19 protein-coding genes and 1 riboswitch are annotated in these 19,555 nt (G+C 47.5%); of the genes, 8 read left to right on the top strand and 11 right to left on the bottom strand.

Annotated elements, in window-relative coordinates; all coding sequences use genetic code 11:
* Positions 1–81: 81 nt before the first annotated feature.
* From B3G15_RS00830 to pta, 4 genes are all read right to left on the bottom strand, one after another.
* Complete coding sequence (locus B3G15_RS00830) at positions 82–1,458, bottom strand: amino acid permease (protein WP_290714445.1); 1,377 nt, start codon at positions 1,456–1,458, stop codon at positions 82–84.
* A 220-nt stretch (positions 1,459–1,678) separates the two neighbouring features.
* Positions 1,679–2,980 carry a nucleobase:cation symporter-2 family protein gene (locus B3G15_RS00825; protein WP_290714442.1) on the bottom strand — a complete coding sequence of 434 codons (1,302 nt, stop codon included), beginning with the start codon at positions 2,978–2,980 and terminating at the stop codon, positions 1,679–1,681.
* The gene (locus B3G15_RS00820) at positions 2,977–3,561 is read right to left on the bottom strand and encodes a xanthine phosphoribosyltransferase (protein WP_023466757.1); all 585 of its coding nucleotides are present in this window, start codon (positions 3,559–3,561) and stop codon (positions 2,977–2,979) included. Before B3G15_RS00820 ends, B3G15_RS00825 begins: the two co-directional genes overlap by 4 nt.
* 75 nt (positions 3,562–3,636) lie before the next feature.
* Positions 3,637–3,736: riboswitch (purine riboswitch) on the bottom strand.
* A 70-nt stretch (positions 3,737–3,806) separates the two neighbouring features.
* Positions 3,807–4,793 carry a phosphate acetyltransferase gene (pta, locus tag B3G15_RS00815; RefSeq protein WP_290714439.1) on the bottom strand — a complete coding sequence of 329 codons (987 nt, stop codon included), beginning with the start codon at positions 4,791–4,793 and terminating at the stop codon, positions 3,807–3,809.
* A 344-nt stretch (positions 4,794–5,137) separates the two neighbouring features.
* Here pta and hemQ point away from each other — a divergent pair, with 344 nt between their 5' ends.
* The gene (hemQ, locus tag B3G15_RS00810; protein WP_214858675.1) at positions 5,138–5,914 is read left to right on the top strand and encodes a hydrogen peroxide-dependent heme synthase; all 777 of its coding nucleotides are present in this window, start codon (positions 5,138–5,140) and stop codon (positions 5,912–5,914) included.
* A gap of 103 nt (positions 5,915–6,017) precedes the next feature.
* Positions 6,018–6,167, top strand: coding sequence for a hypothetical protein (locus B3G15_RS00805; RefSeq protein ID WP_023466754.1), 150 nt, complete (start codon positions 6,018–6,020; stop codon positions 6,165–6,167).
* A 97-nt stretch (positions 6,168–6,264) separates the two neighbouring features.
* Here B3G15_RS00805 and B3G15_RS00800 read toward each other — a convergent pair whose 3' ends face one another.
* Together B3G15_RS00800 and B3G15_RS00795 are read right to left on the bottom strand one after the other, a co-directional pair.
* The gene (locus B3G15_RS00800; protein WP_023466753.1) at positions 6,265–6,633 is read right to left on the bottom strand and encodes a DUF423 domain-containing protein; all 369 of its coding nucleotides are present in this window, start codon (positions 6,631–6,633) and stop codon (positions 6,265–6,267) included.
* A 2-nt stretch (positions 6,634–6,635) separates the two neighbouring features.
* Entirely contained in the window at positions 6,636–7,241 is a 606-nt protein-coding gene (locus B3G15_RS00795) for a trimeric intracellular cation channel family protein (protein WP_214861566.1), read from the bottom strand.
* A gap of 165 nt (positions 7,242–7,406) precedes the next feature.
* Between B3G15_RS00795 and B3G15_RS00790 the strand changes: the two genes are divergently transcribed.
* Entirely contained in the window at positions 7,407–9,035 is a 1,629-nt protein-coding gene (locus B3G15_RS00790; RefSeq protein WP_290714434.1) for an ABC1 kinase family protein, read from the top strand.
* 70 nt (positions 9,036–9,105) lie between these two features.
* Here B3G15_RS00790 and B3G15_RS00785 read toward each other — a convergent pair.
* Positions 9,106–10,667 (bottom strand): IS3 family transposase gene (locus B3G15_RS00785; protein ID WP_290714432.1). Its coding sequence is split into 2 segments (ribosomal slippage): positions 9,106–10,034 and positions 10,034–10,667, totalling 1,563 coding nucleotides; the frame shifts between segments, so codons are not numbered across the junction.
* 188 nt (positions 10,668–10,855) lie between these two features.
* Here B3G15_RS00785 and B3G15_RS00780 point away from each other — a divergent pair.
* The 3 genes from B3G15_RS00780 to B3G15_RS00770 are packed head-to-tail and all read left to right on the top strand — an operon-like array spanning position 10,856 to position 13,517.
* The gene (locus B3G15_RS00780) at positions 10,856–11,707 is read left to right on the top strand and encodes a GRP family sugar transporter (RefSeq protein WP_290714526.1); all 852 of its coding nucleotides are present in this window, start codon (positions 10,856–10,858) and stop codon (positions 11,705–11,707) included.
* 17 nt (positions 11,708–11,724) lie between these two features.
* Positions 11,725–12,510, top strand: coding sequence for an SDR family oxidoreductase (locus B3G15_RS00775; protein ID WP_214858674.1), 786 nt, complete (start codon positions 11,725–11,727; stop codon positions 12,508–12,510).
* A 32-nt stretch (positions 12,511–12,542) separates the two neighbouring features.
* On the top strand, positions 12,543–13,517 hold the full coding sequence (locus B3G15_RS00770; RefSeq protein ID WP_290714430.1) for a cation diffusion facilitator family transporter: 975 nt from the start codon (positions 12,543–12,545) through the stop codon (positions 13,515–13,517).
* 44 nt (positions 13,518–13,561) lie between these two features.
* Here B3G15_RS00770 and B3G15_RS00765 read toward each other — a convergent pair whose 3' ends face one another.
* From B3G15_RS00765 to B3G15_RS00755, 3 genes are all read right to left on the bottom strand, one after another.
* Positions 13,562–14,257: a thermonuclease family protein gene (locus tag B3G15_RS00765; RefSeq protein ID WP_251138192.1), complete on the bottom strand. Its 696-nt coding sequence runs from the start codon at positions 14,255–14,257 to the stop codon at positions 13,562–13,564.
* A 90-nt stretch (positions 14,258–14,347) separates the two neighbouring features.
* A complete protein-coding gene (locus B3G15_RS00760) occupies positions 14,348–14,998 on the bottom strand; it encodes an SDR family NAD(P)-dependent oxidoreductase (RefSeq protein ID WP_214858671.1) in 651 nt (216 codons plus the stop codon).
* Positions 14,999–15,058: 60 nt separating this feature from the next.
* Positions 15,059–15,325, bottom strand: a complete 267-nt coding sequence (locus tag B3G15_RS00755; RefSeq protein WP_058265458.1) for a DUF5327 family protein — start codon at positions 15,323–15,325, stop codon at positions 15,059–15,061.
* Positions 15,326–15,382: 57 nt separating this feature from the next.
* Here B3G15_RS00755 and B3G15_RS00750 point away from each other — a divergent pair, with 57 nt between their 5' ends.
* Both B3G15_RS00750 and B3G15_RS00745 read left to right on the top strand, forming a co-directional pair.
* Positions 15,383–16,351, top strand: a complete 969-nt coding sequence (locus B3G15_RS00750; protein ID WP_214861572.1) for a Gfo/Idh/MocA family oxidoreductase — start codon at positions 15,383–15,385, stop codon at positions 16,349–16,351.
* Between the two features lie 32 nt (positions 16,352–16,383).
* Positions 16,384–18,045 carry a glycerol-3-phosphate dehydrogenase/oxidase gene (locus tag B3G15_RS00745; protein WP_058265456.1) on the top strand — a complete coding sequence of 554 codons (1,662 nt, stop codon included), beginning with the start codon at positions 16,384–16,386 and terminating at the stop codon, positions 18,043–18,045.
* Positions 18,046–18,091: 46 nt separating this feature from the next.
* Here the strand turns inward: B3G15_RS00745 and B3G15_RS00740 are convergent, their stop codons facing one another.
* Positions 18,092–19,528 (bottom strand): amino acid permease, encoded by a 1,437-nt coding sequence (locus B3G15_RS00740; RefSeq protein ID WP_195866209.1) that lies wholly within the window; start codon positions 19,526–19,528, stop codon positions 18,092–18,094.
* Between the last annotated feature and the right edge of the window lie 27 nt (positions 19,529–19,555).

Raw genomic sequence — 19,555 nt, 5'->3', positions numbered from 1 at the left:
AAATTCATCATCAAAACAAAACGAAACCGTTTGATACGAAGTGATGAAAAAGCGGACCCGTTTGCGGATCCGCCCATCTCATTATTCTCCTGATGCTCGACGCGTCGATTGACGTGTCTCCTTATGCATTCCCCGTGCATAATAGACGGCAATCAAAATCGCGTACCACAATGGTCCAACGACCAGAGCGATCCGTGTACTTGCGTCAAATGCCATCAAGACGATGACACCAGCAAGTGCCGCAAGGGCGATATAGTTCGCAATCGGGAAGAACGGGACAGCAAATTCTGATGAACCATGTACCTTCCGTGCCCGCATCTGAGCGATCAGAATCATTGCCCACGTCCAAACAGCTCCGAACGTCGCGATACTCGTAACGATCGCAAAAACATCTTCCGGTAAGAAGTAGTTCAAAGCGACACCGACGAGCAACGCGACACCTGAAAGAATCGTCGCTAAAGCCGGTACACCATTTTTCGAGATTTTCGAGAAACGACGTGGTGCTTCACTGTTCTCGGATAAGTTCATCATCATCCGGGCCGTTGAGAAGATACCGGAGTTACATGACGAGAGTGCTGCCGTTAAGACAACGAAGTTGATGATGCCGGCTGCTGCCGGAATACCAAGTGAATCAAATAATAATACGAACGGACTACTATTGTTCGCACCAACTTGATCCCACGGATAAATCGATAAAATGACGAAGAGTGCCCCGATATAGAATACTAAAATTCGAAGGAAAACGTTATTGACGGCCTTTCGAATCGTTTTCTTCGGGTTCTTCGCTTCCCCTGCTGTGACCCCAATCACTTCAATTCCTAAGAACGCAAACATGACCATCTGCATGGCAAGAAGTACTCCACCGAATCCGTTCGGTAAGAATCCACCATGTGACCACAGGTTCGAAATCCCAACCGGTGTGCCGCCGTTTCCAAGACCAATGACAATCGTCAAGGTCCCTAAGATGATCATGGCGACGATCGCGACGATTTTAATCAACGCAAACCAAAATTCGAATTCACCATAAAATTTAACAGCAATGAAGTTGATGCTCGTCATCAAGACAAGTGCTGCTAGTGCCCATACCCACCCCTGAGAATCCGGGAACCATACTTTCATGTAAATACCGACTGCTGTGATTTCCGCCATACACGTAAAAATCCAGAGTAACCAATAATTCCAACCTGTTAAAAAGCCAGCTAATGGACTGACATACTTCCGGGCATACTCCGCAAAACTACCAGCCACCGGCTCCCGCACTGCAAGCTCCCCAAGTGCTCGCATGATAATGAAAATGATGACACCACCAATCAGATAACCAAGTAAGATCCCTGGTCCTGCTAATTGGATCGCTTTTGCTGACCCTAGGAAGAGTCCGACACCGATTGCCGCCCCCAGCGACATCAGTGTAATATGACGTTCTTCCAGTCCCCGATTCAACTCTGTCTGTTGTTTCATTTTTACGACGTCCTTCCCGTCTCTGTTTGTTTCTTAGCAGTTCCCCGTACCGCTACGTTGTCAGTATAAAGAAGATGTGTCGATTTTGTAAACGTTTTCAATGTATATTTCTTACTAAATCCACATACTCGGAATATTCTGATTACGTTAGCAGTATAAAAAAGGAACCACCTGCTACTATGTAGTATACAGGATGGCTCCTTTCGGAAAGTTACAATTGTTATTCAACTTTAGCAAGTGGTACATCCGGTGACTCCGACTTACTCGTCAATCGGAAGATTCCATTTAGCAATAATGCCGTTAGTGACCCTGCGACGATCGGGCTATCCGTCAAGACACGGATTTGTGACGGGAGACCGGCTACGATCTCAGGATTCATACTGATTCCTAGACCAATTCCGAGGGCAAGTGCCACCGTGATGACGTGTTCATTCTTCGAGAAATCGACCCGCGACAGAATACGAATCCCGCTCGCTGCGACCGTTCCGAACATGATCAACATCGCCCCACCTAGGACAGGTTTTGGAATCAACGTCGTGAACGTCGCCACTTTTGGTAAGAAGCCGAGCAAGATTAAAAATCCGCCCGCAAATAAAATGACTTTACGTGTCTTCACGCCAGTCAACTGAACTAGACCGACGTTTTGGCTATAGGTCGTATACGGGAAACTATTAAAGATACCGCCAACGATCGTCGCGACACCCTCTGCCCGGTAGCCACGTGCTAGGTCTTTATCCGTCAAACGGCGATCCGTGATCTCACCAAGTGTCAAGAACACACCTGTCGATTCGACCATTGAGACGAGACCAACGAGCGTCATCGTCAAGATCGACGTCGCATTGAATGTCGGAACACCGAAGTAGAATGGCGTCACCATTTGGAACCATGACGCTTCCGCCACCGGACTGAAGTCGATCATCCCCATGCCAAACGCAACCAGTGTACTGATCATCACAGCAATCAAGACGGCTGCTGCTTTTGAAAAGACCGTGCCGTAGCGATTCAAGATTAAAATCAAGACGATCGTTAGTCCGGCGAGTCCAAGATAACGTGCGTCACCAAAGTCCTTCACCCCTTGTCCGCCCCCGATATCGTTGATTGCAGCCGGAATCAAGGAAATCCCAATGATCGTCACGACAGAACCAAGGACGACTGGCGGGAACAGGACTGCAATCTTACTAAACCAGCCTGAGATGACGAGAATGATCAAACCACTCGCAATTAAAGCACCATAAATCGCCGTAATCCCTTGAAGACTACCGATCGCAATCATCGGACCGACTGCGGTGAAGGTACAACCAAGGACGACAGGAAGACCGACGCCTGTATATTTCGTGACGAGCACTTGTAGTAAGGTCGCTACGCCACACATGAAGAGATCAATCGCAACTAAATAAGCAAGTTCTTCTCCCGACAATCCGATCGCACTACCAACGATCAGCGGAACGACAGCTGCTCCTGTGTACATCGCGAGCACATGCTGAAGTCCGAGACTAGCGGCTTTGAAGTTCGATAGTCTCATACGGTCACCGAGTCAACGAACGTCGCTTTTCCGTCCTTCAACGACTCCACACGAGCGAGTGACTCGACGCGGAACCCGGCTTCGATTAACTTTTGACGTCCCGGTTGGAATGACTTTTCAATGACGATTCCAAAACCGGCAACTTCCGCACCTGCCTGCTCAACAAGACGAGCAAGACCAAATGCCGCTTCCCCGTTCGCGAGGAAATCGTCGATGATCAAGACACGTTCACCCGGTTGTAGGTATTTTTCTGCAACCGTAATCGTACTCGTCTGTTGTTTCGTAAACGAGAAGACTTCAGCTGAAATCGTTCCTTCATTCAAGGTGACGGATTTCGTCTTACGAGCATAGACCATTGGTACCCCTAAACGGAGCGCCGTCATCATTGCCGGGGCAATACCACCCGCTTCGATCGTCAAAATCCGCGTGATACCGGCATCTTGGAAGCGATCCATGAACTCATAGGCGATTTCCCACATCAAGGTCGGGTCGACCTGGTGATTTAAAAAGGCATCCACTTTCAATACTTGATCCGATAAGACGATTCCCTCTTGATTAATCATGTCGTGTAGACGTTTCATACATGCATTCTCCTCTTTAAAAACGAAAAAACGTACAGCCGCTACCCGGGGGCAGCCACTGTACGCCAAAAAAGAGAGCAGTAACTCACCACCCGTAGTCGGACCGTTACGGCGATCCGGTAGAGACTCGTGGGCCAATTCCCACTATTATACGAGCGTTGCTATACGTTTACGTTTCGTGATTTTCGTGATGTGTACCATTGTACGGGGTTTAGCGAAAAAGTAAAGACTTTTTCACACCGTGCTTAGGCTTGGCGTTCTTCGACTGCTTGCGCTGCCGTGATGATCGCAAGTTTGTAGACATCTTCTTCGTTACAACCGCGTGAAAGATCGTTGACCGGTTTGTTCAAACCTTGAAGGATCGGACCGATTGCTTCGAATCCACCAAGACGTTGTGCGATTTTGTAGCCAATGTTTCCAGCTTCAAGACTTGGGAAGATGAAGACGTTCGCTTGACCTGCGACATCTGATTCTGGTGCTTTTGATTTCGCGACGCTTGGAACGAATGCTGCATCGAATTGGAGTTCGCCATCGATTGCAAGCTCTGGTGCACGTTCTTTAGCAATGCGAGTTGCTTCAACGACGCGCTCTGTCTCTGGTGATTTTGCTGAACCTTTTGTCGAGAAGCTGAGCAATGCTACTTTAGGGTCGATCCCGAATGTTTTTGCTGTTTTCGCAGATGCGATCGCATTCTCTGCTAGATCGTTCGCATCTGGTGCGATGTTGATTGCGCAGTCCGCGAAGACGTATTGCTCATCGTCACGTACCATAATGAAGACGCCTGATGTTTTTTTATAGCCTTCTTGCATTTTGATGATTTGAAGTGCTGGACGAACTGTATCGCCTGTTGCGTGCATCGCACCCGATACAAGACCTTCTGCTTGTCCTGTGTGAACGAGCATCGTACCGAACGTGTTCACGTCTTTTAAGATGACAGCACGTGCTTGCTCTTCTGTTGCTTTCCCTTTACGACGCTCAACGAACGATGCGACGAGCTCATCAATTCCAGTGTAAGAAGCAGGATCGATCGTATCGAGTCCCGTGACATCGATTCCGTTCGCTGCTGCTGTTTCTTCAATTTGTACACGTGGTCCGATGACGATCGGTGTGACGAGACCGTCTTTCTTCAAACGGACAGCTGCGCCAAGAACACGCGCGTCAATTCCTTCTGGGAAGACGATTTTCGGTTGGTGCGCTTTAATCTTTTGTTCTAACATATCGAATAATTGCATGAGTTTCTCTCCTTTTAGGTAAACACGACGTCGTCGATTTGATCGATTTTCTTTTCCATCGTTTATTATACACAGTTCTCAATCGTTGTTAAAACAATTTGCAAAAAAGTTATCTAACAAAAGCACTGAAGCCATATTCACCGACTATTACAGTCATTTTCAAGAATGGTACAGAGACTATTTCCAAGCAACGTAATCTCCACTTCCCCTTTTACCCACTCTCTGCTTTTTTCATGTGTTACGATCTCATGGACAAAGACCTTTTCGGGCGAAGCGTTTCAATAGAATGTGATAAGATAGGATATGGAAAAAGACAACTTATTTCAGACTCAGGAGGTCATCCCATGCAACATCAAACATCTGAACCGACTGCTACGCAACAAGCCGCTGAAACACTCGACGGCTGGTATACATTACATGATTTCCGCCGGATCGATTGGTCACGCTTAAAACAAGTCGACGCAACAGACCGCGCGCGCATGATTGAAGAGTTCCAAGCCTTCCTCTCAGAGCTTTCTGGTGTCGAAGCGACAAAAGACGGAAGCCACGCACTTTACACGATCATCGGTCAAAAAGCCGATCTCGTCTTGATGGTTCTTCGTCCAACGATGGAACAAATCCAAGACGTCGAAGTCAAAATGCAAAAACTCGACCTCTATGATTACTTGATCCCGACGTATTCTTACGTTTCTGTCGTCGAACTCGGTACGTACCGTGGTTCAGGCGAAGGAAACCCATACGAGAACCCTTACGTGCGTGATCGTCTCTATCCAATCTTGCCGCAAGCGAAGCACATCTGCTTCTACCCGATGAGCAAGTCGCGTCGCGATGGCGACAACTGGTACACGCTCTCAATGGAGAAACGTAAAGAGCTCATGTATCGTCATGGTATGATTGGTCGGAGTTATGCTGGGAAAATTCAGCAAATCATCGGTGGATCAACTGGATTTGACGATTGGGAATGGGGCGTCACGCTCTTCTCAGACGACATTCTCCAGTTCAAGAAAATCGTCTATGAAATGCGTTTTGACGAAGTCAGCGCGAAGTACGGTGAGTTTGGTGAGTTCTTCATCGGGAACCGTCTCGAAAGTGAACAATTAAGTACTCATTTTGCACTTTAATGTGTTGAATGACGTTTGATTGAAATATCTCATGGGAATATACTCCTTGCGGCTACAAAACAGGCTATAAAATAGTAGGTTGATTACGTAAGGAGGAATTACCATGGGGAATGCTATGAACCGATCGACACGATCGCGTGAATTGCAATTCGCTGTGCTTTCAAAAGAGCTGAAACCGGTTGCAGATCGTGTACTGGATCGCTATGAGCAAGCATTATCGAAACTAAACAAAACACAAACGACAAAACGATGAACTCGTTTTGATACTTACGCCTACTCCATCGCGAGTAGGCGTTTTTCATACAAAAAAAGACCGTTCTTCTCCATGACGGAAGAAAAACGGTCAATCATCATAGTCCTTTGTAGGCACCAATTGCGACAAAGATCCATGCTGCGATGAACAAGACGCCACCAATCGGTGTGATGGCACCCAGTTTTGTTACATTCGTCAATGCCATGACGTACAGACTACCGGAGAAGAAGACGATTCCGGCAAGCATCAGCCATGCAGCCAACGACCATTGCGGGATCGATGCTTTTAATAAGAGTCCCCCGAGTGCTAGAATACCGAGCGAGTGTACCATCTGGTAAAGTACGCCTGTCTGCCAGTTCGCGAGCATCCGTTCCGTCAACATATCTTTTAAGGCGTGTGCACCGAATGCACCTAGTGCGACCGATAACATCATCGAGATCGCGCCAATCATAATGAAAACTTTCATGCTTATTCTCCCCCTAACCGTCGTGCTGGTAAATTCCATTCATAATAATACGATAGCATACGTAAAACGGTGATGAGTCCGAGCAATGTGAACAAATGTAGAGGATTCGTCAATTGGAAACGATCAATCACGAGTGCTGCCATGACGGCCCACATCGCATAGATCTCTTTATGCAAGACGAGTGGTTTCCGACCAGCGAGTAAATCGCGAATTACTCCACCACCAACACCAGTCAGCACAGCAGCTGAAATCGTTGCTGACAATGGCAGTCCTTTTGCTGTCGCCATCAAAGCACCTTGAATCGCAAACGCAGACAATCCGAGCGCATCCGCGAGGACGCCCCAACGTGTCCAGTGCGGCAAGAACAACTGGGGTAACACGAAGATCAACAACGCAACGAGAATCGCGACTAAAAAGAGACCACCTTGCGACCAGAGAGCCGATACCGGTACACCAATCAGTAAATTACGAATAGCACCACCGCCGAATGCTGTAATCAAAGCAAGTAACCAGACACCGAATAAATCATATTTTTCTTCCATCGCAACAATCGCACCACTCATCGCAAAAGCGACCGTGCCGATGATATTCAATAAGTCCCAGGACATGCGCACATTTCACCTTTCTACAAAGAAATTCCAATACTTACTATACTCTCTTTTTAGTTTCCGTAAAGCATTAATTTTCTGTCACCGTTTCGACCGTTTGCGAGTGACGTTTTTAGGTAAAGTAACCTATACTGAAACAAACTGTACAGGAAGCTAGGTGACCGTATGAAACGTTGGGCGCTTTATCGCATCGTCGTCATCGTGACGATGTTCGCACGTTACATCTTTACGATCTATCGATTCACCCGGAAAAACCGGCCAGGTACGAACAACGAAGAGTTTGAGCGCATCATGATCCGGATTGCGCGTGACTATAAGAAAAAAGCATTACGGTTAGAAGGGTTACTGATCAAGCTCGGTCAGTTCTTGTCGATTCGAGCCGATCTATTTCCTCCATCCGTCTTGATGGAACTGACCGAACTCGTCGATAAAGTTCCTTCAAGTAAACTTGGAGAGTCACGTAAGATCATCGAAGAGGATTGGGGTATGCCGATCGAAGAGATCATCTCGGATATCAGTTCCCGTCCTGTCGCTTCTGCCTCGATTGGTGAGGTGTACAGCGGAACCTTAAAATCAAATGGTAAAAAAGTTGCGATCAAAGTTCAGCGACCGAACATCGAACAAATCATCAAAACCGATTTTCGTGCCATGCGTATCGTCATTGCCATGTTGCGCCGAACGTCATTAAACAAATCGACTGATTTGCAAAGCTTATATCGCCAAATGGTCTTTGTCATCGGTGATGAATTGAATTATCGAACTGAATTAAAAAACGGTCTCTACTTTAAAAAGATGTATGAGGCGAATCCTGTCATCTATATCCCGAGTTATTATGAAGAACATTGTACGAATCGGGTGCTCGTCATGGAATGGATTGACGGGACACGTATCACCGATCTTGATTATTTAGCGGAACATCAGATTGATCGTGACGAACTAGCGCGTAATCTCTTCTTGAACGCTGGGGAGCAATTACTGTTCGGCGGGAAATTTCACGCCGACCCACACCCGGGCAACGTCCTCGTCCAGTCTGACGGCAAAATCGTCTTGCTTGATTTTGGGATGATTGGAGCGACGACGCCTGATGACATGCGAGCGATTCAGCGAATTCTTCAGTCCTTCGTCACCTTGGATTACGATGCGATCGTTGATGGTCTCGAGGATTTACGGTTCTTATTACCGAATGCAAATAAGCAAAACATTCGACAAGCGATTGAAAAAGCGGTCACATTCTATCTCGAGAGTGATATGGAAAACGTCGATACGAAACTGATTGAGAAGGTCTTATCCGATATCGAATTGCTCGTCCGAAACGAACCGATTCAGCTCCCTGCCGAGTTTGCGTTCTTTGGTCGTGCTGCCTCGACGATTCTTGGAATCCTCCAGATTCTTTCACCACAAATCAATCTGCTGGAACTAGCCAAACCCATGGTTCGACGTTGGCTCGACGACGAAGGGAAAAACCAAAACCGTTACCTCCAGATTGCCGGCTCTTACGGTGCGCGATTGCTCGCCTTCCCGCGCCTTGTCAATGATGCACTCAGCGAACCGACACGTTGGCGGATCATGGAACAACAAAAGTTTTCTCGCGTCGCGAATATCGAGTCACTCAAAATTCGCCAGTGGACGAGTTCACTCGTCGGAATCATCAGCCTTCCCTTTAGCTATCTCGGTTATTATTTTACGCAGTATGACGTCATGGGGATTTCTTTGACGATCGCCGTCATCGCTTTATGGAATGGTCGACGGATCGGACGACAAATTGTCCGGATTGCTGACGAACCGTTCCGATAAACGAAATATCAGTAAACGTCCATTTTGAACTGCTCCCTATCAAGTAGACAGGACAAATAATAAAAATCTCTTAAACGGCTTGCGCTCTGTATTCTAATGGAGCCAAGCCGTTTAATCGTTGTTGGTACCGTTCTTCATTATAGAAGTGAATATATTTCTGAATCGCGAGTCGGAGTTCGTCGAACTCCACAAACTTATGTAGATAATAACTTTCGCACTTCAACGCTCCCCAAAAAGACTCCATCGGACCGTTATCAATACATCTTCCAACCCGAGACATGCTTTGTGTAATGCCTGCCACGCGTGTCATATGACGAAACGCATGAGACGTATATTGAAATCCTCGATCACTATGAAGCAAGGGACGACTTCCGGGTGCGCCCTGTAGGGCGAGTTCGAGAGTATCGAACACGAGCTGATTATTATTGGAGTGCCCAAGAACGAAGGCACGGATGGATCCATCATATAGGTCTAGAATGGCGCTCAAATATGCCTTCTGAGAGGCGCTGTACTTCAGTTCCGTGACATCCGTCACCCATTTTTGGTTCGGTCCTGCCGCGTTGAAAACACGGTTCAGAATGTTCTCTGCGGTCTGTTGAGGGCGATTACGAATATACAAAGGACGCTTCCGGCGTATGACGCAATGAATACCGGCGATATGCATCAGACGACGGACACGCTTCGCGTTGACGTTTCTTCCGAAACGGCGTTTCAGGTTCAATATCATCCGTCGGTAGCCATAGATTCCGTTCACCGCAAGGTGGATCTCGTTCATCTCTTCGATGATTTTCATGTTCTCCGTCTCACGTGTCTGCGGTATGCCAATCCGGCGTAACCACTTGTAGTAGGCAGCGCGCGAGACACCAGCGAGGTGACATAGGGCGATGATCGGGTAACCAAGTTGCTCTACCGATGATTGGATGGCTTCATATTTATCTTGAAGACGAATTTGACTTAACGTGACCTCCTCTCGATCTCCTCTAACTTTTTTAAGAAATCATTCTCCATGCGTAGACGCTCATTTTCTCGCTCGAGTCGTTTCAGCTCTAACTCCAAACGTTCTTCATCCGTCAGTTCTTCTACTGGCTTCTGACGCCCGCGACGGTCCATCAGTGCGTCGATTCCGTCCTTCTCGAACTTTCTTACCCAACTATAGATTTGTTGGTATGAGACCCGATGGGTCTCCATGATGCGTTGATAGTCTTTTCCGCTTTGTATACAGTCCATAACTGCCTGGACACGTTCTTCGAATGTGGTGGTTCTACCTCTAGTCATAATGGATCGCTCCTTCAATGGTTTCCCTTGAGTACTATGACTAGTATACTTCTCTATCCACTTCGCAAGTAGACCTTTATCCGAGATATCAAACCGTGCCGTAGCGCTAATAAGCGATTCCTTTTGGTCGAGTACTGCACGTATAGCCTTCATCTTCAGTTCTTCCGGATAACGCGTCCACTCTGTTCGATTACGAAGTGCCATGGGGCCGCCCGTACGATATTTTGTCCTCCATCTATTTAAGGTGCTGACTGAAAGCTCGAAGAGCGAGGCAATCGACTTGATTGAGTCTGTTCCATCCTCACACATTTGAATGATGCGTAGTTTTTGATCCATCGAAAACTTAGATGTAGCCATAGAAAAGCTCCCTTCAAAAAGTAGACAGTTTTTGTTATTTCAACTGTCTACTTTTTGGGGAGCATATCATTTCGATGGGCGTTTTTTATTTCAGAATAATTTTTCTTCGCGCTTCGAGGTTTTTCCTCGCGTCTCGCGGGGTACAGCTTCAAGTAGAGAGATAATAGTAAGGAGAGGTGAAACACTTGATTGATATTTTAATTGCCATCGTTCCTGCATTAATGTGGGGATCGTTGCCGCTCGTCGTCTCAAAAATCGGAGGCTCAACGGCGCAACAAATTATCGGTACGACTCTGGGTGCGTTGCTTTTCGCGATCGTTACCTTCTTTTTTGTCAGCCCAGAGATGTCGACGACTGCTTGGGTCGCTGGGTTCTTTTCTGGTGCCTTCTGGGCGCTCGGTCAAAAAAATCAATTTGCCGCATTCCGGCAAATGGGTGTCTCAAAGACGATGCCCATCTCAACAGGGATGCAACTCGTCGGAACATCGTTGTTTGGTGTTCTTGCTTTTGGAGAATGGTCAACGACAACTGCGTTGATTCTCGGAATCAGTGCCCTTGTATTGATCATTGCCGGAGCAGCTTTCACGTCTTACAAGGAAGATAAGAGCAAAGAAGATGAGAATATCGGAAAAGGACTGACGCTCCTCCTCATCTCGACTGTCGGGTATGTCGGCTACGTCGTCATTGCCCGTTGGTTCGATATCAATGGATGGGAAGCAGTCCTACCACAAGCGATTGGGATGGTCGTGAGTGCGATTCTTCTTTCTTTACGAGAAGGAGATCTCTTCACGAAAAAAACAGCTGGCAATACTATCGGTGGACTCATGTGGGCTGTCGGGAACGTCGCTTTATTATTTGCGACGGTAAAAGTCGGTGTCGCAACGAGTTTCTCCTTATCTCAAACAGGAGTCGTCATCTCAACGATTGGCGGTGTCCTCTTACTGAAAGAATCAAAAACGAAGAAAGAGATGACGTTCGTCATCATCGGTTGTATTTTAGTTGTTGCTGGCGGAATCATGATTGGATTTACGAAACAATAATGAAGGAGTGAAGCATCATGTATGAGAGTTTAAAAGGAAAAGTAGCCATCGTAACAGGTGGGTCAATGGGAATCGGTGAGGCTATCGTTCGTCGTTATGCAGAAGAAGGTATGCGTGTCGTCATCAACTATCGCAGTCATCCGGAAGAAGCAAAAAAAATCGCAGAATCGATTCAAGAACAGGGCGGCGAAGCCATTACGATTCAAGGGGATGTCTCAAAAGAAGACGATATGATCAACCTCGTTAAAGAGACTGTTGATCATTTTGGTAAATTGGACGTTTTCGTTAACAATGCTGGAGTAGAAATGCCATCTCCTTCACACGAGATGTCGCTTGAAGATTGGCAAAAAGTCATCGACGTCAACTTAACAGGTGCATTCCTCGGTGCGCGTGAAGCACTGAAATATTTCGTCGAACACGATGTCAAAGGTAGTATCATCAATCTATCAAGTGTTCATGAAATCATCCCATGGCCGACGTTCGTTCACTACGCTGCAAGTAAAGGTGGCGTCAAATTGATGACACAAACCCTGGCGATGGAATATGCACCAAAAGGCATCCGGGTCAATGCGATTGGACCTGGTGCGATTAATACACCGATCAACGCTGAAAAATTCGAAGATCCGGAACAACGAAAAGAAGTCGAGAGCATGATTCCAATGGGCAATATCGGAAAACCTGAGGAAATTTCAGCCGTTGCCGCATGGCTTGCGTCGGACGAAGCAAGTTATGTCACAGGTATCACACTCTTTGCGGATGGCGGGATGACACTTTATCCGTCGTTCCAGGCAGGACGCGGTTAACCTATTTTGAATAGACAAGGAGAGAACCGCTCATGACCACTTTTTTCTCATTGATCCGTCGCGGCAATAAGTCAGCACTTGCTGCTGCAATCGTCAACACAATCATTGCTATCATCAAGTTCGTCGCTTATATCTTGACTGGGAACGTTGCAATGTTTGCTGAAATGATGCATACGATCGGTGACGCGGCGAATCAGTTTTTCGTCTATATCGGTTCTGCTCTAAGTAAAAAAGCACCAACGAAACGATTCCCGAACGGATTCGGTCGCCTTGTTAACCTCGTGTTACTTGCTGCAATCATCGTCGTTGCGTTGCTTGCGTATGAGACGATTCGGGAAGGCATCTTGCATATCGCACACGGTCCTGGCGAAGAGACGACTGGGCTTTGGATCATTTTGACAGCACTTGGAATTGGTGTCGTCCTCGAAGTCGGTGTCTTTTATAAAGCAATGATCGAGATTGCTCATGAAACCGGGCTCAAATCCCGAGGATTGACGCTTGTCGGACAAAGCTTCACCCATCTTGCGCAAGCAAAACCAGCGACACGGCTTGTCTTCATGGAAGACCTTGTTGCGACTCTTGGTGGTATCATCGCAATCATCGCCGTTCTGATTTCGCATTACACATCGTTTTATCAAGCAGAGGGCATTGCATCGATTTTAATTGGTCTGATGATGTTCTACGTCGTTTATAATGTTTTTATTCAAAATGCTGCCGGTGCACTCGGTGAGATTGATGAAGTATTGACTGCTAAAATCGGTGAAATCCTATTACGTGATGAAGCGGTTCGTGATATTGAAAAGCTTGAAGTCATCAAGGAAGGCGATCACTTCCATGTCGAGACAGAGATTGAAGTGGATCCTAACTTAACGATTGCCCAAGCGGACGACATCAAGGATCGACTGGAGCTACAAATTCGAATTCTTAAAGGGGTCACCGATGTCACGATTTCCTTTGATGAAGATGATAACGTACAACAGTATCAACCACCACCGCCACCTGTATGATCGACAAAAAGCCATCGCTTCCGATGGCTTTTTGTGTGCATTCATTAGCGTGCAGCGCGGACGAATCCGGCTTCTTCTGCTTCTTTTTCCGTACAGAACTGTTGCTCTGGCTTCACTTCATCGTAGGATTGACCTCCCGGTACATGGTAGATTTTTTTACCCGACCGATTGATGTTGCCTTTGATTTCGCAGGATTTCGTTTCTGTAATCGCTTGAGCGTCGAAGCCACGATTTGTGACGTAGCCATCGTGCTCCCAAATCTTTTTCTTCGCCTGCTTGGCTTCCTGTTCGATCTGTTCGAACATATCGACATAACGTGTGTCCGGCTCATAGACAAACGCTACACGTGCGAGTCCTTTTCGAAGTAACTCCTGATTCAACATCTTATCGCCGTACCAGACGTATGCGAGTAATCTTCCGTATCGATCGGTCCGGGAATGATCACGCTCCAACCGAATCGCTGTCCCGCTCGGTAAGGTCTCTTTCGTAAACGCTGAAGCTTCCGTTCCATACGGTTGAACCGGTGTATCCGGTTTGACGGTTTCTGGTGTATCGACAAGGAGTAGACGAACGTCCTCCGTTTTCCCATCCTCCAACTTCACTTTTAACGTATCCCCATCGATGACGCGTTCAACCGTCGCCTTCGTGATTTTTTCGTCATCGGGTTGCTTGATGCCAAGCAAGTCAGTTTCTTCTGGTGCACAACCGATGAGAACGAATAGAAAAAGTAGACTTATCATGGTGTATCGTCTCACTTCTGTTTCGCTCCTTTCCATGAAAATACGGATTCGGTCAAAGTCCGAACCCGCATACGCTATCTTGTTTATTCGTTAGTCTGCTGAAAGAACCGTTTCGACTTCATTTCGGTTCGTATACAGTTGATAGAACGCTTCCGCTACATTTTTCGGATCAAGTGCCGTTCCACGCTTCACTTCCCCGGCAATCGTGACGGTTCCGACGTAGACACCGTCTTCCTTCAACGTATCGTGTAACATATGCGTCACTTGGCGAACGCCTGCCTTCCCGATTGAAAGTCCTGGTAGCGATTTGATCGCTTGCATCGCAGCGCCGCCTCCAGTAATCAGGATAGCGCCGTCTTTCCGTTTTTGCATCGACGGAGCAACGAGTTGTGCGGCATGCAGTGCACCGAGCACGTCGATTTCGAACTCTTTCGTAATCTGTTCTGCCGAGACTTCAAGGACAGACGCTTGATGTAAAATCGAAGCATTGTAGACTAAGACATCAACTTGTCCGTATTGCTCCTCTGTCCATTCGATGAGGGATGCGATATCAGCTTTTCGTGAAGCATCACATTCCACTCCGACCGCTTCCACGCCCGCTTCTTTTAGTTCCGTGATGACGGCTGCGAGTGTTTCTTGCGTCCGCGCCGCACAAACGACTTGAAAGCCTTCTTGTCCGAATCGTTTACTGATTTCATATCCGTTTCCTGGTCCTGCTCCGATGACGATTACTGTTTTCATGACGTATCTCCCCTTCTCGTTTCAACTGTGATGGTTATTCCCTGAATCGCGTCATTTCATTCAAAAATCGAGCAATGAAGTGCCTTTTTCTTCTTTCTCCTGCGAAACACCCATGAAACGCGCTAACATCGGATCGACTGTTGGTGTTGCCTGAGGTGTTGACGTAGGTAGCGATATCGTTGAACTTGATGTCGCCTCAGATTCAAGTAATAGTTCACAGTACGCCTTCATTGCTGCAATCTGCTCTTTCTGCGCGGCTCCTGTCGTTTGCTCAATGCGTTGCATCGCTTGACGCATCTTTTCAATGATGTGTTGTTCCGTAATCATCTTGTATTCCTCCTTATGGTAGATTGAGGGTATGAACTTGAAAAGGATGTGTTTTCCATGATTCGTACCGCTTTAGTTGGTTTTGGTATTGCCGGTGAACATTTACATGCTCCTTATTTACACGCACCTGATTATCAGTTAGTCGCTGTTCAGTCGAGTCGTCCGGAAGCAGTCGCTGCTTATGACGCGACGCTACCTGTTTATTCGACACTTGAAGCCCTGCTCGCTAAAGAACAGATCGATTTAGTCGTCATCGCGACAGCAAATGAGCTACATTATCCACTTGCGCGCCTCGCTTTGCTATCGGGCTGTGATGTACTCGTCGAGAAACCGTTCACTGTCACGCTCGAAGAAGCCGAAACGTTGACAGAACTAGCACGTGTACACGATCGGTTACTGACAGTTTATCATAATCGTCGGTATACGAAGGACTTTCGAACGCTGATGACCTTACTCGAATCCGGACGTCTCGGCACCCTCCAAACGTTTGAAGCGCATTATGATCGCTATCGCCCAGACGTTGAGGATCGTTGGCGCGAACAGGACGTACCCGGTGCTGGTCTCTTGTACGATCTTGGATCACACTTGATCGATCAAGCACTCGTCGCCTTCGATGAAATTCCGGATCGCGTCTTTTGTGACCAAACGATTCAACGGCAAGGTGGGATCGTTGATGACTATACACATCTGATTTTAGCATTCGGTACACGACGCGCTATTTTACACATCGGTTCCATCGTTCCGGCTGTTGGTCCTTCGCTAATGGTACATGGGACAAAGGCTAGCTATTTCGTCGATGAAGTCGATACGAAACGCGCGACGTATCAATTGGCTGAAGCAAACGGTCCCCTTGAAGACTTTTCTTTTGTCTCCGGGCAATTTGGGGATTATTATACAGACCTCGCCCCAGCCATTCGACAGCGAACAACCCCACCTGTCTCTCCGAAACAGGCTGAACTCGTCATGAAAATCATTGATCGTGCTCAAAAAAGTGCAAAATCGGGTACATGGATAGAAGTAGACTAAATATCCATTCAGACGAACAGGGGGAAGACAAGATGTTTTCAAGTACGGAACGGACAGCTTGGTTAGAAGAAATGGGACAAGAACTTTTAGACGTGCTCGTCATCGGGGGCGGTATCACGGGAGCCGGTATTTTGCTTGACGCACAAAGTCGAGGCATGCGGACAGGATTGATTGAGATGCAGGACTTCGCCGAAGGGACATCGAGCCGATCGACGAAACTCGTCCATGGTGGATTGCGTTATCTGAAGCAGTTCGAAATCAAACTGGTTGCCGAAGTCGGAAAAGAACGTGCCATCGTGTATGAGAACGCCCCACACGTGACGACGCCGGAGTGGATGATGCTTCCACTCGTCGAAGGCGGAACGTTCGGCAGCTTCTCGACATCCATCGGCCTACGCGTCTATGACCAGCTCGCAGGCGTCAAACGCAATGAACGCCGGACGATGCTCAGTAAAGAAGAAACATTACGTTACGAGCCATTATTACGTTCGGAACACTTAGTCGGTGGTGGTCGTTATGTCGAATATAAAACGGATGATGCCCGATTGACAGTCGAAGTCTTAAAGGCAGCTGTTGGTTACGGTGGACGTGCCGTCAACTATACGAAGGCTGAATCGCTCGTCTACCACAATGGAAAAGTTGTCGGTGTCGAAGTCCGTGACGTCTTAAGTGACAAAACGTATACGATTCGGGCGAAGAAAATCATCAATGCAACCGGTCCGTGGGTCGACGAACTACGTGAAAAAGATGGTTCGAAAGCTGGGAAATCGCTCCACCTGACGAAAGGGATTCATCTCGTCATCGATCAAGCGCATTTCCCACTCCAACAGGCTGTTTATTTCGACGTTCCAGATGGTCGGATGATCTTTGCGATTCCACGCGAAGGGAAAACCTATGTCGGAACGACTGACACGAACTATAAAGGAGATATTCTTGAACCGGGTGTCACCGTTGAGGATCAGGACTATATCCTAGAGGCGACAAATCAAATGTTCAACGTCGAGTTACGACCTGAACACGTCGAATCGACATGGTCTGGACTACGCCCACTCATTCATGAAGATGGAAAGGATCCGAGTGAACTGTCTCGAAAAGATGAAATCTTCGTCTCGAAATCCGGGCTGATGTCAATCGCTGGTGGGAAGTTGACCGGGTACCGGAAGATGGCAGAACGAATTATCGATATGGTCGCAGACCAATTCAAGACAGAAGAAAATCGGATTTACCTCGCTTCCCGTACGCACGATATCTTGCTTGGTGGTGGTCATCCACAAGGAAGTAAAGGATTTGCCCGCTACTTGAAGGAACAACAACCAAAAGGAGAAGCACTCGGATTGTCACCGAATGAGGCGACATGGCTCATCCAACGTTACGGTACGAATGTCGAACGTGTCTACGAGTTGATTCGGACACGTGGTGACGAGGCGGCTCGTTATCAATTACCGTTACACTGGTTCGGCGCCCTTCTATATGGATTAGAAGCTGAGCTCGTCATGCAACCTGGCGACTTCTTGAACCGTCGTGCTTCGGCCGTCTTCTTTGATTTCCCTCACGCTGAACAGTACGCAGATGGTGTTCTCGCCTTGATGCGTAGCGAACTCGGCTGGTCGGCAGAAGATGAAGCGAGAGCCAATGAAAGTATTCGTCGTGAATTTGATGCGGTCCGCGTCAAAGGACCTGTTCCACTTTCCTAACATCAAAAGACCCGATCGCCTTCAGGCGACCGGGTCTTCTTGTGTGTTACTGTTCTTCTTTCGAAGCAGCGAGTTCCGCTGCTGGCATGTTGCCGGGGTGTAAATTCGAACTCTTGCGTGCAAACGTAAAGTAAAGAACTAAACCGATAGCAAGCCAGATTCCAAAAGCAATCCATGTCTCGAGTTTCAAGTTGAACATCAAGAAAAGACATGCAGCGATTGCTGCGATTGGCACGTATGGCATACCCGGACATTTGAAAGCACGCGGAAGATCTGGCTGTGTCTTACGAAGAATCAAGACAGCGACAGAAATCAAGACGAAGGCTGCCAGTGTACCCATGTTGACGAGGTTCGCGATGACATCGAGTGGAACGAATCCAGCGACGAGTGAGCTACCGAGTCCGATCATCCAAGTCGCCTTGAATGGTGTTTGGTACTTCGGATGCACTTCAGAAAATACTTTCGGGAACATTCCATCACGCGAGATGGCGAACGCGAGACGCACCATTCCGTATGTCATGACGAGAATGACTGTTGTGATTCCGAGAATTGCACCAAGATCGATGAATCCAGCAACCCAGTTTTGACCTGCCATTTGAATCGCAAGTGAGACTGGGTGATCGATTCCTTCGAACTGTTGATACGGTACGATTCCTGTCATGATAGCTGCAACGATGACGTAAAGGACTGTACAAACAGCAAGTGAACCGATGATACCGCGCGGCAAGTTCTTTTGCGGATCGCGGACTTCTTCAGCTGCTGATGTGACGGCATCAAAGCCGATGTACGCGAAGAAGACGATCGCGGCACCCGAGAAGACGCCTCCCCAACCAAATGGTGTGAACGGTGCCCAGTTCGTTGGTTCGACATAACCGACACCGACGACGATGAACAATACGACGACCGCTAGTTTAATGACGACCATGATGTTGTTGACACGTTTCGTTTCCTTGATTCCCATCGACAACAATGCCGTAATGGCAAAGAGGATTAAGAACGCTGGAAGGTTGAAGTATGTCTTGGCTCCTTCGACTGCTCCAGGAGCTGCTGATAAGGCTGTTGGCACATGGATGTTGAATCCTGCGAGTAAGGACTGAAAGTACCCAGACCAACCGGCTGCAACGGCACTGGAGGCGAGTCCATATTCGAGGATCAAGTTCCAACCGATGATCCAAGCGAAGATCTCTCCCATCGTTGCGTACGTGTACGTATAGACGGATCCACTGACCGGAATCGTTGATGCGAATTCAGCGTAAGCAAGAGCAGCTAGACCACAGGCGATGGCAGATAGAATGAATGATACGATAAGTCCTGGTCCTGCAGTCAATGCTCCTGTTCCTGTCAAAACGAAGATTCCGGTTCCAATGATGGCGCCAATTCCTAAAAACGTTAAATCCATCGCGCCAAGATTTCGAGCAAGTCCACTGTTTCGTTTACTTGCAGCAATCATAGCGGAAACATCTTTTTTCCGCGTCAAACTCATGATGTATTTCCCCCTGTACCTGGTATG

Source organism: Exiguobacterium sp. UBA1053, assembly GCF_002316465.1.
GTDB classification, from domain to species: Bacteria; Bacillota; Bacilli; order Exiguobacteriales; family Exiguobacteriaceae; genus Exiguobacterium_A; species Exiguobacterium_A abrahamii.
Note: the sequence above shows the minus strand (reverse complement) of the source record. Positions and strands in the feature narration are given on the sequence as shown.

What these genes read in the sequence shown, in the direction of transcription:
- B3G15_RS00830 (WP_290714445.1), bottom strand. Translation starts at nt 1,458, where the DNA reads ATGAAACAACAGACAGAGTTGAATCGGGGACTGGAAGAACGTCATATT.
- B3G15_RS00825 (WP_290714442.1), bottom strand. Translation starts at nt 2,980, where the DNA reads ATGAGACTATCGAACTTCAAAGCCGCTAGTCTCGGACTTCAGCATGTG.
- B3G15_RS00820 (WP_023466757.1), bottom strand. Translation starts at nt 3,561, where the DNA reads ATGAAACGTCTACACGACATGATTAATCAAGAGGGAATCGTCTTATCG.
- pta (WP_290714439.1), bottom strand. Translation starts at nt 4,793, where the DNA reads ATGCAATTATTCGATATGTTAGAACAAAAGATTAAAGCGCACCAACCG.
- hemQ (WP_214858675.1), top strand. Translation starts at nt 5,138, where the DNA reads ATGCAACATCAAACATCTGAACCGACTGCTACGCAACAAGCCGCTGAA.
- B3G15_RS00805 (WP_023466754.1), top strand. Translation starts at nt 6,018, where the DNA reads ATGGGGAATGCTATGAACCGATCGACACGATCGCGTGAATTGCAATTC.
- B3G15_RS00800 (WP_023466753.1), bottom strand. Translation starts at nt 6,633, where the DNA reads ATGAAAGTTTTCATTATGATTGGCGCGATCTCGATGATGTTATCGGTC.
- B3G15_RS00795 (WP_214861566.1), bottom strand. Translation starts at nt 7,241, where the DNA reads ATGTCCTGGGACTTATTGAATATCATCGGCACGGTCGCTTTTGCGATG.
- B3G15_RS00790 (WP_290714434.1), top strand. Translation starts at nt 7,407, where the DNA reads ATGAAACGTTGGGCGCTTTATCGCATCGTCGTCATCGTGACGATGTTC.
- B3G15_RS00775 (WP_214858674.1), top strand. Translation starts at nt 11,725, where the DNA reads ATGTATGAGAGTTTAAAAGGAAAAGTAGCCATCGTAACAGGTGGGTCA.
- B3G15_RS00770 (WP_290714430.1), top strand. Translation starts at nt 12,543, where the DNA reads ATGACCACTTTTTTCTCATTGATCCGTCGCGGCAATAAGTCAGCACTT.
- B3G15_RS00765 (WP_251138192.1), bottom strand. Translation starts at nt 14,257, where the DNA reads ATGATAAGTCTACTTTTTCTATTCGTTCTCATCGGTTGTGCACCAGAA.
- B3G15_RS00760 (WP_214858671.1), bottom strand. Translation starts at nt 14,998, where the DNA reads ATGAAAACAGTAATCGTCATCGGAGCAGGACCAGGAAACGGATATGAA.
- B3G15_RS00755 (WP_058265458.1), bottom strand. Translation starts at nt 15,325, where the DNA reads ATGATTACGGAACAACACATCATTGAAAAGATGCGTCAAGCGATGCAA.
- B3G15_RS00750 (WP_214861572.1), top strand. Translation starts at nt 15,383, where the DNA reads ATGATTCGTACCGCTTTAGTTGGTTTTGGTATTGCCGGTGAACATTTA.
- B3G15_RS00745 (WP_058265456.1), top strand. Translation starts at nt 16,384, where the DNA reads ATGTTTTCAAGTACGGAACGGACAGCTTGGTTAGAAGAAATGGGACAA.
- B3G15_RS00740 (WP_195866209.1), bottom strand. Translation starts at nt 19,528, where the DNA reads ATGAGTTTGACGCGGAAAAAAGATGTTTCCGCTATGATTGCTGCAAGT.